Origin of the sequence: Bartonella sp. CL63NXGY (assembly GCF_042194905.1) — a bacterium.
Lineage (GTDB): Bacteria > Pseudomonadota > Alphaproteobacteria > Rhizobiales > Rhizobiaceae > Bartonella.
This window is the reverse complement of sequence record NZ_JBHINK010000002.1, coordinates 263293-279527: the sequence shown is the minus strand read 5'-3', so window position 1 is coordinate 279527 and position 16235 is coordinate 263293. Positions and strand designations below refer to the sequence as shown.

The window sequence follows — 16235 nt, the reverse complement described above, 5'->3', positions numbered from 1 at the left end:
TCTTCCCATGATCAACGTGACCAATCGTACCAATATTAACATGCGGTTTTGTTCGTTCAAACTTGCTCTTCGCCATTGTTATTAATCTCTTGTTTTATTCCCTATTTTTGTTAGCACCTAGGGTCAGTCCTGCAAAAATGAGTCTGACCAGACTGTAAACAGCCCAATAACCACAACTCTTAGAGGCAAAACCCCACCCTATCTATAAATGGAATATCCTCCATCATACCTATTTGCCCAATCATCAACAACCATTTGGAGCGGGTAGCGGGAATCGAACCCGCATATTCAGCTTGGAAGGCTGCTGCTCTACCATTGAGCTATACCCGCATGAACCCACTTACTAACTCTCCTTCGATGAATGGTGGAGGGGGTTGGATTCGAACCAACGTAGCATACGCAACGGATTTACAGTCCGCCCCCTTTAACCACTCGGGCACCCCTCCATTACACCGATAAAGTCACGCAATGAGACATCACGACAACCATCTTGAATACCCATTCAATTCAATCTGATTGCGAAGTGGTTATGACGATTACTATTGTATCTGTCAACAGAATAAATACAGTTCTGTACAAATTTCCTGCTCATAATTTTAAATCATAGATTTTTTTCTCTCTATTTTTCTTATTAACACGCTATAAAGAAGCTATGAAAGAAAAAACATCACAAAATTCTCATTATGCTCGTTTGCGTCGCCGATATCGCGATACAAAAGGCTCTCCTTCTCGATCTTTTACACACCCAAAGAAGAAAGCTGCTTCTTTACAGCAAGGGATCATCTATCTTTATGGTATTCATTCTGTTCAGGCTGCTTTAGAAAACCCAAAAAGAATTTTAAAATGTCTTTACGTTACACAAAATGCCTTAAAACGATTAAATATATCCGAATCAGATTATCCTTGCTCTGTTACATTATGCACCCCCAAATATCTTGATTCGCTTGTTGGAAGTGAGGCTGTTCATCAAGGTGTTGTTCTGGAAACTCTCCCCCTCAAACCATGTAAACTGTCGGAACTAACCAATACTGATCTGGTCATTGTCATGGATCAAATTACCGATCCACATAATGTTGGCGCTATTATGCGCTCTGCAGTTGCATTGAAAGCTAAAGCACTTATTACAACTTGCCGTCACTCTCCCCACGAAAGCGGTGTTCTTGCGAAAGCGGCATCTGGAGCTCTGGAAATGATTCATTATATTACCGTACGAAACCTCGCTGAAGCTCTTCAAGAACTTCATCAAACAGGTTTTACAAGCTTTGGTCTCGATTCAGAAGGTGACCAACCTCTAGAAACAGCATTAACAGGGAATAAAATTGCTCTTGTTTTAGGAGCAGAAGGTAAAGGTTTACGTAAAAAAACACGCGAAACCGTTTGCGCTTTAACACGCCTTGATATGCCTGGAAATATTAAGTCATTAAATGTTTCAAATGCAGCAACAATAGCACTTTATGTGGCACATCAATATCTTAGATCCTAGTTTTTAATTTTTTGTGAAACATCAAAAAAACCAACCAACAAAAAACCCGCAAAAAAACCGCCAATATGAGCTTCCCATGCTATTGAGATGCCATTTTCTTCAAACAAAATAGAAGAAATACCTATGATAAAATCAGTCGCTAGCCATACACTCATATAAACAAGCACCCCCTTAGAACACAGAGCTTTTTTGACAGACAATAAAGGTCCCAAAAGTTTTTCGTTCTGCGCATTGACAGCTAGATTCCCACTAGGAAAACCGTAACGTGCAATAGCACCCATCATTCCAGATACGGCACCTGACGCCCCAATAAGTGATATGGTACTTTCTTGATGAAATGTAAAATAAGTCAAAACAGAAATAACTGCCGTTAACACCCAAAAAATTAAAAAACGTAAAACACCAAAATGCCTTGCTAAAGGAGAGCCAAAAACCAAAAGCCAAACCATATTAAGAGCAACATGTTTAAAACTACTATGCATAAATGAATAACTCACCATGGTATAACAAAATGCTACAGGATCCCCCTTAAACAATGCTGGTATAAATGAAAAAAACTCAAGGCTTTCAACATAAAACTGATGAGAAAAAAAATACTGAGAAATGCAATAAAGACAAAAACAAAATGCTATCAAAACAACTATAATAAATGGAACATTCAATAAGGGTTCTTTAGGTTGTTTCGGCAATCGGGAAACATCATTATGGTGGTGACTAGAAACTTTCATTGTATAAAATCTCGTACTTTTCAGAAAATGGGTTATTCTTTATACAAAATAAATATACCACTCCCAGTGATACAAAATCTTTTTAACGCCTCTTCGAGGCCCCTTTTAAAATTTTCAATAGCTCTACATGAAAACACGTGTATTTTATACAAAAGATTTTAAAAAGCACGGATACCAAGAATATGATTTACAAACTTAATGGTATTCTGCTTACTTAAATGTGAAGTTATCATGCAATATACAAGAACTTACAAATAGACAAACTCACTTATGAGTGTGGTATATAATAAAAATATATAAACATTATTTTCTTACTAGAAATATATTGATTATTGCATTTTTTAACCAAGCTATACTTCGATTGATAAACTTTAAAGAATCTTAAATCTCAATTTTTCCATTAATATAGCCTGCATTGCTTCTACGCTTTGAACGAAAAGCGACATCTCTATGAGAAAAAATACCAATACAGCGTTCTCTAGATATAATAATTAGTGTTTCATGATGAATTACTTACTTGATAGTCTGTTTCCCTCATAAATGCAAAAGCGTCAGTTCATCTCTTTAACAAATATAAACAAGCCTTTCATTTCAACCTTTTACAGATATAATTCAAGAACTGTCTCTTATGAAACACTGAAAAAATATGTTTATTCTAATGATGCATCTTTGAATTTAAACAGTTCATGACGGAGTTTTTTATTCCTTTCTTAGACAGTCTTATTTACACATCCGTTACTTTTAACGCGCAAGAGAATAGTTTGGATCAATTCAATATAAAAAATTTTAAATGAGGTAATCATAGGAATTTGAACCTCCTATTAAGTTGTAAAATGATAAATAACCATTATAAATCAATGTATTATAAATAGATAATACACTAATCATTGAAGAGGAAGATCTTGAGAATTCTGCTTGCAATCCTTTAACCATACATCATAAATAGGATGCTCAACAGCGTTCAAACCAGGACTATCCGCAAACATCCATCCTGTAAAAATACGCCGTATTTTTTTATCTAATGTCACTTCATTGACTTCAACAAAACCTGTTGTACGCGTGGGTTCATCTTTAGAGCTCGTATAACACGCACGTGGAGTTACCTGTAATGCACCGTACTGATAAATTTTACCAAGAGTAACTTCAAAACGTGTAGTCCGCCCCGTGATTTTGTCAAGACCCGCAAAAACAGCAATTCCATTGCTAATACGTTCAGCCCGCACTCCACTATTTAAGGATAAAAACACTAAAATTCCCATTAAAAAAATATAAAAAAAATGCCTCACCCCTAACAATAAAAAAAATCTCATCATATCAAAATCAATCGCACCTTAAAAAAATAATTCTTTTCATAACATAGAGTCAAATAAGACAAAAATACACACGCACATTAAAACATGTTATTTTTTAGGTGACCACGCATCATAATCTTCATGCACACAAGAACGCTCTCCATTGGAGGTGATAGCCCCCTTTGGTCGATAGTCCTCACTTGTTCCTGTCATATTTGCAACATGAGGCTTTTCCCATTCATAAGGATGATAATCCTCCTGTGTTGGTGGATACTCACAGCGATGATGAATCCAGCCGTGCCAACCTGGTGGAATAGTAGAGGCCTCAGAATAGTCTTTATAGATAACCCAACGGTGCGGATAACCATCCTTATGAAGTCCTCCTTCATAATATATATTTCCAAATTGATCTTCCCCTATCCGCTTACCTTTGCGCCATGTGAAAAAACGCGTACCAATGGTATTGCCATTCCACCATGTGAAGATTTGCTTAAAAAAACGAGCCATCTGCTATTCCATTCATTTAGTGCGCTCATGAAATTAATCGTTGGAATAAAATTATTAACGATTGAAATTATCGAAAAAGTTACTCGTAAATTCAACTACAATTCCAATTGATAGGTTAACGTGCTATCCTTTAATTTCAAGAAGATATCATATGTATGGCTTCTTCTCCACCCCATAAAAATTTAATCTATGCCAAGTTTCATCTTAACCAATTCATTAACAGCTTGGGGATTTGCCTTACCACCTGTTGCTTTCATTACCTGTCCAACAAACCAACCAGCTAAAGCAGGTTTGTGCTTTGCTTGCACAACTTTATCAGAATTATTAGCAACGATCTCATCAACAGCTCTTTCAATAGCCTTTGTATCCGTTACCTGCTTCATATTTCGCTCTTCTACAATTTGGCGTGCATCACCCCCCTCATTCCAAATAATCTCAAAAAGATCTTTGGCAATTTTTCCAGAAATAACTCCTTCTTTTATGAGATCAATAATACTTCCCAATTGATTTGGCGATACTGGGGACTCTTCAATCTCACGATTATCTTTATTTAAAGCCCCTAAAAGGTCGTTAATCACCCAATTGGCAACTATTTTTCCATCACGCCCACGCGCTACCTCTTCAAAATAATCAGCAATAGCCTTTTCTGTCACAAGAATGGAAGCATCATACACTGTCAATCCCATTTCCTTAATAAAACGTGCTTTTATAGCGTCAGGCAATTCTGGTAAGTCTGCTGCCAAAGCATCCACAAATGCTTGATCAAATTCTAATGGTAAAAGATCAGGGTCAGGAAAATAACGATAGTCATGCGCTTCTTCCTTTGAGCGCATAGAACGCGTTTCACCTTTAGCGGCATCAAAAAGCCGAGTCTCTTGATCTATGACGCCTCCATCTTCTAAAATTGCGATCTGACGACGCGCTTCATACTCAATTGCTTGACCAATAAAGCGAATAGAATTAACATTTTTAATTTCACAGCGCGTTCCAAAATCTTCACCAGGACGACGAACAGATACATTGACATCTGCACGCATAGAACCTTCATCCATATTGCCATCGCAAGTGCCCAAATAACGAACAATCGTACGCAATTTTGTCATATAGGCTTTGGCTTCATCTGATGAGCGCATATCAGGTTTGGAAACAATTTCCATAAGAGCAACACCAGAACGATTAAGATCTACAAAAGACATCGTTGGATGTTGATCGTGCATCGATTTTCCAGCATCCTGTTCAAGATGCAACCTCTCAATTCCCACTTCAATATCCTCAAATTGGCCATTCGAATCTGGACCAACAGATATGATAATCTTTCCCTCTCCCACAATGGGATAGCGAAATTGAGAAATCTGATACCCCTGCGGTAAATCTGGATAAAAATAATTTTTGCGATCAAAAACAGACTTTAAATTAATATGCGCCTTTAATCCTAACCCCGTTCGAACCGCTTGACGAACACATTCTTGATTAAGAACAGGCAACATACCTGGCATGGCTGCATCAATAAGTGATACATGATTGTTCGGCTCTGCACCAAATTTTGTTGATGCTCCTGAAAAAAGTTTTGAATTTGATATGATTTGCGCATGAACTTCCATGCCAATGATGACTTCCCAATCACCTGTAACTCCAGAAATAAAACGCTTAGAATCAGGAGTACGCGTATCAATGATGCTCATTGCCAATCCACTACCAATATTTAAAATATACTCATGGCTTATCTAAAACCATTCTCTCAGTGTAACCCCAGAACATAAATCTTACAACACAAGCCCGTTTCTATCGGGCTTGTTCTGTTTGCATAAATATTAAGCTTTTTTAGGAGCCTTTTTCTTAGCTGGTTTTTTCTCTGTAGACGTTTCTTTCACTGCAGACTTTTTCTTTGCCGGCTTTTCTTCAGGAACATCTGATTCGTCATATTCTTTCATCAACTCTTCAACCGTCACTTCTTTATCTGTGACTTTTATCTGTGCTAATAAATGATCAATGACCTTTTCTTCAAAAATCGGAGCACGTAGATTTTCAACAGCTTCCGGAGTCCTACGGAAAAAATCCATAATCTCTTTCTCTTGTCCAGGATACTGGCGAACCTGATCAAAAACGGCTGCTTTTAGCTCATCCTCACTAACTTTAACACCAACCTTCATTCCAATTTCAGAAAGCACCAAACCAAGACGAACACGACGCTGCGCAAGGACACGATATTCCTCCCGTGCCTTTTCTTCTGTAATACCTTCATCTTCAAAACTGCGCCCAGCCTTTTTCAAATCATCATTAACCTGAGCCCATATATTGTTAAACTCAACTTCTAAAAGTTCTTCAGGAATCTCAAAATTATAATCAGCATCTAAAGCATCAAGAATTTGACGCTTAACTTTTTGACGTGTCACTGAACCATATTGGCTTTCAATCTGCCCACGAACGACCTCACGTAAGCGATCTAGAGACTCTAAACCAACTTTTTGCGCTGCTTCATCATCAATTTTTAATTCATCTGGTTTAAAGACAGCTTTGATAGTAATGTCAAACTCTGCTTCCCGTCCCGCCAAATGTGCCGCACTGTAATTATCTGGAAATTTAACAAAAATCGTTTTTGCATCCCCAGCTTTCACACCAACCAATTGCTCTTCAAAACCAGGAATAAATTGTTTTGACCCAAGAATCAGTTGTGCATCACTATCTGCCCCACCTTCAAATGGAACGCCTTCAAGCTTACCTTGATAATCTATGGTAATACGATCACCTTCTTCAGAATTCCCCTCTTTTAGGGAATAATTACGCGTAGAAGAAAGGACGCGTTTGACTTGATCATCAATATCCTGTTCAGGAACAGTTGCAATTTCACGGATAACCGTAATGTGTTCAAAATCTTTAATGTCAATTTTTGGTAAAACTTCATACTTTAAACTAAAAGTAAAATCAGCTTTGCCATCTAGAATTTTTTCATCTTCATCTATATCAATTTTTGGCTGCATCGCTGCACGTTCATTGCGGTCTGCTAAAATAGAACGGGGTGCATCACTGAGTATCTCATTGAGAATCTCCGCCATAAAGGATTTACCATACATTTTTCGCAAATGCCCACTAGGCACTTTACCGGGACGAAAACCATTAAGCTTGATTTTTCCCTTGGTATCATCCAATCGTTCATTCAACTTTTCTTCTAAATCTTTCGCTGGAACCACGATCTTAATTTCGCGCTTCAGTCCTTCATTAAGCGTCTCGGTAACCTGCATTAAACACCTTCATTTTTCTAAGGAGAGGGATCAACCCACTCTAATAATCATTACATTCTAACACTTCGAGTGTTACATTTACCATGAAGCGGAATTTCAGACACGTAGAAATCCGTAGCACCTAAGGGATTGCTTTGGTGCGGATGGAGGGACTCGAACCCCCACGGTCTCCCGCCAGAACCTAAATCTGGTGCGTCTACCAATTTCGCCACATCCGCTCAAACTTACAAGCTAATAACCTTATACAAGCGGCGTTTCTATACCATTAATTACAGAAAAAAAGCAAACAAATATATTAAAAAAAACAAAATCTATGCTTTTCATACATAACTGCTTACGCTAAAAGTCAATTATGTTAAAGACATTTGATATCCCAATTCATATCATCGGTGGCGGTCTTGCGGGGTGTGAAGCGAGCTGGCAAATCGCTCAATCAGGAATTCCTGTTGTTTTGCATGAAATGCGGCCTGAAAAAAAATCAGATGCCCATAAAACAGATAAATTGGCAGAACTGGTTTGTTCAAATTCGTTTCGTTGCGATGATTCATTAACAAATGCCGTAGGGCTTTTACATGCTGAAATGCGATTAGCAAAATCGTTAATTATGAAAGCTGCTGATGCCAACAAAGTTCCCGCAGGGAGTGCTCTTGCTGTTGACCGTGATGGATTTTCAAAAACCGTTACGACAGCACTCGAAAACCACCCCCTTATAACAATCAAACGTGAAGAAGTTCAAGAAATTCCTAAAGCTTGGAAACATGTTGTCATTGCAACGGGCCCCCTTACATCGCCTGCACTTGCTCAAAAATTACAAGCAATAACCGGTATAAAAGCTCTTTCTTTTTTTGATGCGATTGCACCTATTATCCATACCGACAGTATTGATATCAACATTTGTTGGTATCAATCTCGCTATGATAAAATTGGTCCTGAGGGAACAGGAAAAGATTATCTTAATTGTCCTCTCAACAAAGAACAATATGAAACATTCGTTGAAGCGTTAAAAAATGCTGAAAAAACAGAGTTTCGTGACTTTGAAAAAACGCCCTATTTTGATGGATGCCTCCCCATTGAAATTATGGCTGAGCGCGGACTTGAAACGTTAAGACATGGTCCTATGAAACCTATGGGCTTAACTAATGCCCATAACCCTACAGTTAAACCCTATGCTGTCGTTCAATTACGCCAAGATAATAAACTTGGAACGCTTTATAATATGGTCGGCTTTCAAACAAAACTGAAATATGGTGAACAAATTCGTATTTTTAGAATGATTCCCGGTCTTGAAAAAGCAGAGTTTGCGCGTCTTGGTGGTCTTCACCGCAATACCTACCTCAACTCGCCAATTATTCTTGATCAAACCCTTCGTTTAAAACAAAAAAGACAACTACGCTTTGCAGGGCAAATTACCGGATGTGAAGGTTATGTAGAATCAGCGGCAATAGGGCTTCTTGCTGGACGTTTTGCTGCTGCCGAATATCATCATATTTCCCCTTGCCTCCCCCCACAAACTACAGCATTCGGAGCCCTTTTGAATCATATTACGGGGGGACACATCATAGATGAAAAAGCAGAAACACAGTCTTTTCAGCCAATGAATATCAATTTCGGACTTTTTCCCCCTATTGCTTCTATTAAACATTCAGGGAAACGCTTACCAAGTAAAGAAAAAAAATTAGTAAAAAAACAAGCCATAACAGCGAGAGCTCTCAATGATTGTACTCAGTGGTTAGCAGATAAAGAATCAAAGAGCTCCTGTTTATAAAAAACATACGATTCGCCTCTCACCTACTGAATAGATCTTTATGACTCTCGTGAAAAAATCATTCTAAAGCCTTTTAAAGACTGTCTCCTCCAATCAATAAATACTACCTACATTTCATCATTTATTCAATTATGTAGGTGCTGTGAAATAACTTTTGGCTATAAAAAACCTTTACCGCTATCAACAATTTAATATGATTTAATGACTAAAAAAATAATCATATAAATATATTATGAATAATCAAAAAAATAGATGAAAAATACGCACGTAATACTGTACTATCTTTATTAATAGTTTTTATATTACGTAATGTATATTATTTTATAAGAGTAATTTTTCTGTTTTGTAACTTCCTCCCTCAAAATTTGTGATGTTCTCTCATTTTAACTCTTGTATGATGAAGGAAAAATACTCGCTTGCATATCACAAGTGAAATAAAGATATGGAAAAAATATTTGTAGGATAGAGCTGGAGCTATCTCTCCCCTCTCAAATGCCAAGAAAAATCACAATATTGAAAACCAAATCTGAATATCAAAAGATTCTTTCATTTCAGGCTCTCTAATAAATCAATAAAATTATCCTCTTGGTGTGTCACAAGAAAGGTTGGCGTATAAGAGTAAAAGAATAAAACTATCCCTTATGCACTCGTCTCAGATATCTGGGGCTAGTCGCAACATTATAGGAACTGAGAAAATAGATAGCACGGTGGCACCAACATGCACTTTTATTAAGCGTAAATGGTGATATATAATAACTTTTATGGACTTTACAGAGTTTTCCGCCTCATATTATTTACGGATCTTGTTTTGAAATAAATACCGTAACACTTCAGCGTAATAAAAGTTAATATTACATTTTATAAGCCATACCCGTGCTCAATTAATACAGTGCAATATTTTTTGAAAATACTAAAAACAATATATTTTAAGCAATACATGAAAATAAAAAGTATCGCAAAGATCTCAAAGTTTTATATGAAAAATGCGCATAACACATGTGTTAAAAAAACCCGCTTATAAATAAATCGGGTTTTTTTAATGTAGCTCTAAATTATTTTTTATTAACTGCTTCTTTAAGGCTTTTTCCTGCAGAAAATTTGGGTACAGAACGTGCTGGAATATCGATTTCAGCACCAGTTGAAGGATTACGCCCCTTTGTTGCAGCACGATGAGAAACTTCAAAAGTGCCAAAACCTGGAAGACGAACATCTCCCCCTGAAGCTAAAGCTTCTGTTACAGAAGCCATAAAAGCATCAACAACAGCACCAGCTTGCGCTTTCGAAACACCTGCCTTTTCAGCAACGGAGCTAACCAATTCACTTTTATTCATAAAATATTTCCTTTCCCTATATTACCTGAACATGACTTAATCATGTTATTGGTCAGTTTATTGAAAAGTACAGCAAACAGAAGTCTTATTTTTATCCAAAACATTGTTTTTTTAGCAATAATCACAGTTATTCACGGAATTTTTCACTTTTTCCAACAAAAAACAAAATAATAACCTCAACAACGCCTTCTGCCACCTAAAAAATGCCGTTATAAATGAGATAAGTGAATCAGTGCGCAATCTGTATTCCGTCACTATCACTGCTCTCTGACCGGATTGGGACAGCCACTGTAGAGGGTTCTTTCCATTCAATAGTATCTGGAAAACGAACCAAAGCGTGTTTCAAAACTTCACTCACATGATTTACCGGAATAATTTCCATATTATTTTTGACATCATCAGGAATATCAACCAAATCTTTTGCATTTTCTTCAGGAATAAGTACTTTTTTTATCCCTCCTCGAAGAGCTGCTAAGAGTTTTTCTTTTAATCCACCAATGGGTAAAACGCGTCCACGTAAAGTAATTTCACCAGTCATTGCAATATCTTTATGCACAGCTACTCCTGTAAGGACCGACACAATTGCTGTCACCATTGCAATCCCAGCAGAGGGACCATCTTTTGGTGTCGCCCCCTCTGGAACATGAACATGGATATCGCGTTTTTCAAAAAGTGGAGGCTCAATACCAAAATCAACAGCACGAGAACGCACATAAGATGCGGCCGCTGAAATGGACTCTTTCATAATATCACGTAAATTTCCAGTTACAGTCATCTTACCTTTGCCGGGCATCATAACTCCTTCAATGGTCAATAACTCTCCGCCGACTTCTGTCCACGCAAGGCCTGTCACAACACCAATTTGATTTTCGCCTTCAATCTGATTGTAATGATAACGTTTAACACCCAAGAAATCATGAATATTACTTTCTGTAACTTTTACAGATTTTTGATGCGTTTTGAGAATTTTTGTAACGGATTTGCGGGAAATTTTCATGAGTTCACGCTCAAGGTTACGAACGCCTGCCTCACGTGTGTAAAACTGAATAATTGACCTTAGTGCTCCATCAGAAATACTGAGTTCTTTTTTAGACAAACAGTGATCTTTTAATGCCTTTGGAAAAAGATGCTGTTTAACAATTTCCATTTTCTCACATTCAGTATAACCAGCAATACGAATAATTTCCATACGATCCATTAACGGACCTGGAATATTAAGCGTGTTGGCAGTTGTGATAAACATGACATCAGAAAGATCATATTCAACTTCCAAATAGTGATCAATGAACGTACCATTTTGTTCAGGATCAAGAACTTCTAATAAAGCAGATGAAGGATCGCCACGAAAATCTTGTCCCATTTTATCAATTTCATCAAGCAAGAAAAGCGGATTAGATTTTTTTGCTTTTTTCATAGACTGGATAATTTTTCCAGGCATCGAGCCAATATATGTTCGGCGATGTCCACGAATTTCTGCTTCATCCCGGACACCTCCCAATGAGATACGAACATACTCACGCCCCGTTGCCTTTGCAATAGAGCGCGCTAATGATGTTTTCCCAACACCTGGAGGACCTAACAAACAAATAATGGGGCCTTTTATCTTTGACGCGCGACTTTGTACGGCCAAATATTCAATAATTCGCTCCTTAACTTTTTCAAGACCAAAATGTTCATTATTCATGACCTTTTCAGCAAAATCTAAATTGTTTTTAATCTTAGATTTTTTACCCCAAGGCATTGCTAATAACCAATCAAGATAGTTACGTACAACTGTCGCTTCTGCAGACATAGGAGACATATTCCGTAATTTTCTCAATTCTGCTCCAGCTTTTTCCTGCGCTTCCTTGGATAGTTTTGTATTCTTGATACGTTCTTCTAATTCAGAGAGTTCATCTCGGCTATCATCACCTGCTCCTAACTCTTTTTGAATAGCCTTCATCTGCTCATTGAGATAATATTCTCGTTGGTTTTTTTCCATTTGCCGTTTAACATGCGAACGAATACGTTTTTCAACCTGCAAAACAGAAATTTCTCCTTCCATGAAGGACAAAACACGTTCAAGACGGGCCCGCACAGGTAAGAGCTCTAATATTTCTTGCTTTTCTGCAAGTTTAATCATCAAATGAGAAGCAATCGTATCGGCAAGCTTAGAAGGATTATCAAGCTGGCCAATCGCATTCACAACTTCAGGAGAGATTTTTTTATTAAGCTTTACATAGTTTTCAAAATAAGCAATCACTGACCTTGAAAGAGCTTCAATCTCAACATCACTCTCTCTAGGTTCTTCTGTAACAGTTGCAAAAGCCTGATGATAACCTTCACTTAAAGCAAATTGACTAATTTTTGCACGTGCAGTTCCTTCAACCAAAACCTTTACAGTACCATCAGGAAGCTTTAAAAGTTGAAGAATATTAGCAAATGTACCAATATGATAAATATCCTCTGATTTTGGATCGTCATCAGAAGCATTTTTTTGTGTCACCAATAGTATTTGCTTATCAACCGCCATCGTTTCTTCAAGAGCACGAATTGATTTTTCGCGGCCCACAAAAAGTGGAACAATCATATGGGGGAAGACAACAATATCACGAAGAGGTAAAACAGCATAAACCCCATCTCTTACTTCATCTGTCTTTTCATCAATATATTGCATAACTCTCCTTTCTGGAGCCTATGAGCTACCTACAACAACCAGCTCACCTTTAGAAAACCTCAGCTCTTCACTGTACATGAAGTGGTAATTACTCATACATAAATCAAGCATTATAATGATATTATTAGAAACACCCATCAAATACCATTCATTACCACCTTTTATATTGTGCATCGCACAATGTCATGCTGATACATTTTCTTTATCTTCTGCACGTTCTGAGTAAATATAAAGAGGACGCGCTTTCCCATCAACGACATCACTCGAAATAACCACTTTTTGAACGCCTTCAAGAGCCGGTAGCTCAAACATCGTCTCAAGAAGGATCTTCTCCATAATTGAACGCAAACCACGAGCACCAGTTTTACGTTCAATTGCTTTCTTTGCAATAACACGTAAAGCATCTTCATGAAATGCTAACTCGACATTCTCCATTTCAAAAAGACGCTGATATTGCTTTACTAACGCATTTTTAGGTTGTGATAAAATTTGCATGAGGGCGTTAACATCTAAATCCTCTAAGGTAGCGACTATAGGAAGGCGTCCAATAAATTCTGGTATTAAACCAAATTTTATAAGATCTTCAGGCTCTAAATCACGAAAAATTTCACCGACACAACGCTCATCAGGAGCCTTAACGGTCGCAGAAAAACCAATAGAAGTTTTTTCACCACGCCCTGAAATAATCCGTTCTAAACCTGCAAAAGCTCCTCCACAAATGAATAAGATGTTTGTGGTGTCAACCTGAAGAAACTCTTGTTGCGGATGCTTACGTCCACCTTGAGGAGGAACAGAAGCAATCGTTCCTTCCATAATTTTTAATAACGCTTGCTGAACTCCTTCCCCCGAAACATCTCTTGTAATAGAAGGATTATCTGCTTTACGAGAAATCTTATCAACCTCATCGATATAAACAATACCACGCTGTGCACGTTCAACATTATAATCTGCTGCTTGAAGAAGCTTAAGAATAATATTTTCAACATCTTCCCCCACATAACCTGCTTCAGTCAAAGTGGTCGCATCCGCCATCGTAAAAGGTACATCAATAATACGTGCTAATGTTTGTGCGAGATAAGTTTTACCGCAGCCCGTTGGACCAACAAGAAGAATATTTGATTTTGCCAACTCAATATCATTGCTTTTAGACTGATGCGCCAACCGTTTATAATGATTATGCACAGCAACAGAAAGAACACGCTTCGCATGCTGCTGACCAATAACATAATCATCAAGAACTGTTATAATTTCCTGTGGCGTGGGAACACCATCACGCACCTTAACCCCAGAAGACTTATTTTCTTCCCGAATAATATCCATGCAAAGCTCTACACATTCATCACAGATAAATACAGTAGGCCCCGCAATGAGCTTACGCACCTCATGCTGACTCTTGCCGCAGAACGAGCAATAGAGAGTATTTTTTGATTCGTTCCCGCTATTGCTAATTTTGCTCATTTTTCTTTCCTTTCACCACGATATATGAATACTTTGCCTTTTCAAAGGAAGCTTTTCATCATGAAAACTAAAAGACATATAGAAAACCATGCATGTCTCAATATTTTTAGGTGTTTCTCTTATTTTGCGATATTTTTTATAAAACTCTTTGATTTAAAGTAGCTGTTTTTTCTATAAAAATTCTTAATCTTTTTCTTCTTTTTCAGTTTCTGCACGATATTGTATAACATCATCAACTAAGCCAAACGCTTTGGCTTCTTCTGCTGTCATAAAATGATCGCGATCGAGAGTTTTCTCTATAACCTCATAATCTTGACCCGTATGTTGGACATAAATTTCATTTAAACGCCGTTTCATCTTTATAATATCTTGCGCATGTCGCTCAATATCTGAAGCTTGACCTTGAAAACCTCCAGATGGTTGATGCACCATAATACGTGCGTTTGGCAATGTAAAACGATGACCTTTTGCTCCAGCTGTTAACAATAAAGACCCCATAGATGCCGCTTGCCCCATGCAAAGCGTAGAAACAGGAGGGCGAATAAACTGCATAGTATCATAAATAGCCATACCAGATGTTACGACACCACCTGGAGAATTAATATAAAGACTAATTTCTTTTTTAGGATTTTCCGCTTCTAAGAAAAGCAATTGTGCACAAACAAGCATTGCCATACCATCTTCAACAGGACCATTAATAAAAATAATCCGCTCCTTTAAAAGACGGGAAAAAATATCATAGGCCCGCTCACCACGATTGGTTTGTTCAATAACCATAGGAACAAGGCTTAATGCTGTTTTCATTGGATCACTCATATTTTTACTTTCCGTTCATATAACAACCGCTCTTTACACATTCAATGTTTTTATCCATATGCTAACATTACTCTCTTGTGCAAGCTACAATCAAGAGATGTATAAGATAGATTAAAATCTCAATAGTTAAAATAGCAATAATAACTCTACCTAAACAAATGATGAACATCAGGAATGCGAGATACCGCCCAATGGTAAAAACTTCCTTCCTGAGGTCTTTTCGTGGTCTTTGTCTTTCTGTGAATATGAAAGCCTATCAAGCGTGAATCTGTAAGCGGCTTTACGCCAAAAGCTGGTTCAAAAATACGTTCAGTTTTTCGCCCAGTCCAATAATAAAAAGTTTCCTTTTCCCTTGCTTCATGAAAAAAACCATATCGTTTTGCTAATCGTGAAATACCATCATTGCCAAATATTGTAACGCCAAGATTTCCCGGTAAAATCGGCATTTTTTTCCTCTTTAACCAGAACGGTCTCCAAACACGACGCTTAAACCCAAGCCAATGAGGAATAATTTCTGTGCCTGCCCAATAATCTTCAAATATTTTTATAACAGGGTTATTGGGTGGAAAATAAAGTGCAGAAACGCCTACTCTTGTATTATTTTCTCTTGCCAACCAAACCTTATCGGCATCTGGATGAAATTGTTTAACAAGGTAAACATCTGTATCTAACCAAACACCTTGTTGATATTTCATCAGCATAACACGAAAAAAATCCGAGAACTGAACAATTGTACACCCTAGTTTATCATCAGAAAAATCGGGATCAAGGCGATAAATTGCTGAGCGTGGTAAAATTGATTCGGCTTCATGCAGCTCAACACCAGCAGGGAGATTATCTATTTTTTTATCATAACTAAAAAGCTTAACGCGCTGTCCAGTTTTAACCATTGAAGACAAACAAAGCCTATCCACCAATCTTAATTGTCCACTATACCAAAAAGTACAAATATCCATAGAT

The 16235-nt window shown here is 37.4% G+C and carries 12 protein-coding genes, 3 tRNA genes and 1 pseudogene; 2 read left to right on the top strand and 14 right to left on the bottom strand.

All coding sequences use genetic code 11. The features are described 5' to 3' along the window. From ACFIK0_RS02295 to ACFIK0_RS02285, 3 genes and pseudogenes are all read right to left on the bottom strand, one after another. Window positions 1-76: pseudogene (locus tag ACFIK0_RS02295) on the bottom strand (elongation factor Tu); the annotation flags it as partial. Window positions 77-256: 180 nt separating this feature from the next. Then, window positions 257-330 (bottom strand) — tRNA-Gly (locus ACFIK0_RS02290). 32 nt (window positions 331-362) lie between these two features. Then, window positions 363-446 (bottom strand) — tRNA-Tyr (locus ACFIK0_RS02285). A 206-nt stretch (window positions 447-652) separates the two neighbouring features. Here ACFIK0_RS02285 and ACFIK0_RS02280 point away from each other — a divergent pair. Next, on the top strand, window positions 653-1483 hold the full coding sequence (locus ACFIK0_RS02280; protein WP_375663409.1) for a TrmH family RNA methyltransferase: 831 nt from the start codon (window positions 653-655) through the stop codon (window positions 1481-1483). Here ACFIK0_RS02280 and ACFIK0_RS02275 read toward each other — a convergent pair. From ACFIK0_RS02275 to ACFIK0_RS02250, 6 genes are all read right to left on the bottom strand, one after another. Further along, window positions 1480-2211 carry a rhomboid family intramembrane serine protease gene (locus tag ACFIK0_RS02275; protein WP_375660888.1) on the bottom strand — a complete coding sequence of 244 codons (732 nt, stop codon included), beginning with the start codon at window positions 2209-2211 and terminating at the stop codon, window positions 1480-1482. The two genes, ACFIK0_RS02280 and ACFIK0_RS02275, sit on opposite strands and share 4 nt — an antisense overlap. An 884-nt stretch (window positions 2212-3095) precedes the next feature. After that, window positions 3096-3521 carry a DUF2155 domain-containing protein gene (locus ACFIK0_RS02270; RefSeq protein WP_273791166.1) on the bottom strand — a complete coding sequence of 142 codons (426 nt, stop codon included), beginning with the start codon at window positions 3519-3521 and terminating at the stop codon, window positions 3096-3098. Window positions 3522-3611: 90 nt separating this feature from the next. Further along, window positions 3612-4010 carry an NADH:ubiquinone oxidoreductase subunit NDUFA12 gene (locus ACFIK0_RS02265; protein WP_375663408.1) on the bottom strand — a complete coding sequence of 133 codons (399 nt, stop codon included), beginning with the start codon at window positions 4008-4010 and terminating at the stop codon, window positions 3612-3614. Between the two features lie 182 nt (window positions 4011-4192). Then, window positions 4193-5692, bottom strand: coding sequence for an Asp-tRNA(Asn)/Glu-tRNA(Gln) amidotransferase subunit GatB (gatB, locus tag ACFIK0_RS02260; protein ID WP_375663407.1), 1500 nt, complete (start codon window positions 5690-5692; stop codon window positions 4193-4195). A gap of 129 nt (window positions 5693-5821) precedes the next feature. Beyond that, window positions 5822-7249: a trigger factor gene (gene tig, locus ACFIK0_RS02255; protein ID WP_273791160.1), complete on the bottom strand. Its 1428-nt coding sequence runs from the start codon at window positions 7247-7249 to the stop codon at window positions 5822-5824. 135 nt (window positions 7250-7384) lie between these two features. Further along, a tRNA-Leu gene (locus ACFIK0_RS02250) sits at window positions 7385-7467 on the bottom strand. Between the two features lie 134 nt (window positions 7468-7601). Between ACFIK0_RS02250 and trmFO the strand changes: the two genes are divergently transcribed. Continuing rightward, entirely contained in the window at window positions 7602-9014 is a 1413-nt protein-coding gene (trmFO, locus tag ACFIK0_RS02245) for a methylenetetrahydrofolate--tRNA-(uracil(54)-C(5))-methyltransferase (FADH(2)-oxidizing) TrmFO (protein WP_273791159.1), read from the top strand. A 1052-nt stretch (window positions 9015-10066) separates the two neighbouring features. On the opposite strand, the gene ACFIK0_RS02240 is transcribed toward trmFO, so the two are convergent. From ACFIK0_RS02240 to ACFIK0_RS02220, 5 genes are all read right to left on the bottom strand, one after another. Further along, the gene (locus ACFIK0_RS02240) at window positions 10067-10345 is read right to left on the bottom strand and encodes an HU family DNA-binding protein (RefSeq protein WP_273791158.1); all 279 of its coding nucleotides are present in this window, start codon (window positions 10343-10345) and stop codon (window positions 10067-10069) included. 229 nt (window positions 10346-10574) lie between these two features. After that, the gene (gene lon / locus ACFIK0_RS02235) at window positions 10575-13001 is read right to left on the bottom strand and encodes an endopeptidase La (protein ID WP_375643071.1); all 2427 of its coding nucleotides are present in this window, start codon (window positions 12999-13001) and stop codon (window positions 10575-10577) included. 183 nt (window positions 13002-13184) lie between these two features. Then, entirely contained in the window at window positions 13185-14459 is a 1275-nt protein-coding gene (gene clpX, locus ACFIK0_RS02230) for an ATP-dependent Clp protease ATP-binding subunit ClpX (RefSeq protein WP_273723371.1), read from the bottom strand. Between the two features lie 183 nt (window positions 14460-14642). Beyond that, window positions 14643-15275: an ATP-dependent Clp endopeptidase proteolytic subunit ClpP gene (clpP, locus tag ACFIK0_RS02225; protein ID WP_273791156.1), complete on the bottom strand. Its 633-nt coding sequence runs from the start codon at window positions 15273-15275 to the stop codon at window positions 14643-14645. A 146-nt stretch (window positions 15276-15421) separates the two neighbouring features. Next, window positions 15422-16231, bottom strand: a complete 810-nt coding sequence (locus ACFIK0_RS02220) for a hypothetical protein (protein ID WP_375643072.1) — start codon at window positions 16229-16231, stop codon at window positions 15422-15424. Window positions 16232-16235: the final 4 nt, after the last annotated feature.

Coding starts and splice junctions, on each gene's coding strand:
- ACFIK0_RS02220 (WP_375643072.1), bottom strand. CDS start 16,231: ATGGATATTTGTACTTTTTGGTATAGTGGACAATTAAGATTGGTGGAT.
- trmFO (WP_273791159.1), top strand. CDS start 7,602: ATGTTAAAGACATTTGATATCCCAATTCATATCATCGGTGGCGGTCTT.
- ACFIK0_RS02275 (WP_375660888.1), bottom strand. CDS start 2,211: ATGAAAGTTTCTAGTCACCACCATAATGATGTTTCCCGATTGCCGAAA.
- gatB (WP_375663407.1), bottom strand. CDS start 5,692: ATGAGCATCATTGATACGCGTACTCCTGATTCTAAGCGTTTTATTTCT.
- ACFIK0_RS02270 (WP_273791166.1), bottom strand. CDS start 3,521: ATGAGATTTTTTTTATTGTTAGGGGTGAGGCATTTTTTTTATATTTTT.
- clpX (WP_273723371.1), bottom strand. CDS start 14,459: ATGAGCAAAATTAGCAATAGCGGGAACGAATCAAAAAATACTCTCTAT.
- ACFIK0_RS02240 (WP_273791158.1), bottom strand. CDS start 10,345: ATGAATAAAAGTGAATTGGTTAGCTCCGTTGCTGAAAAGGCAGGTGTT.
- tig (WP_273791160.1), bottom strand. CDS start 7,249: ATGCAGGTTACCGAGACGCTTAATGAAGGACTGAAGCGCGAAATTAAG.
- clpP (WP_273791156.1), bottom strand. CDS start 15,275: ATGAGTGATCCAATGAAAACAGCATTAAGCCTTGTTCCTATGGTTATT.
- ACFIK0_RS02280 (WP_375663409.1), top strand. CDS start 653: ATGAAAGAAAAAACATCACAAAATTCTCATTATGCTCGTTTGCGTCGC.
- ACFIK0_RS02265 (WP_375663408.1), bottom strand. CDS start 4,010: ATGGCTCGTTTTTTTAAGCAAATCTTCACATGGTGGAATGGCAATACC.
- lon (WP_375643071.1), bottom strand. CDS start 13,001: ATGCAATATATTGATGAAAAGACAGATGAAGTAAGAGATGGGGTTTAT.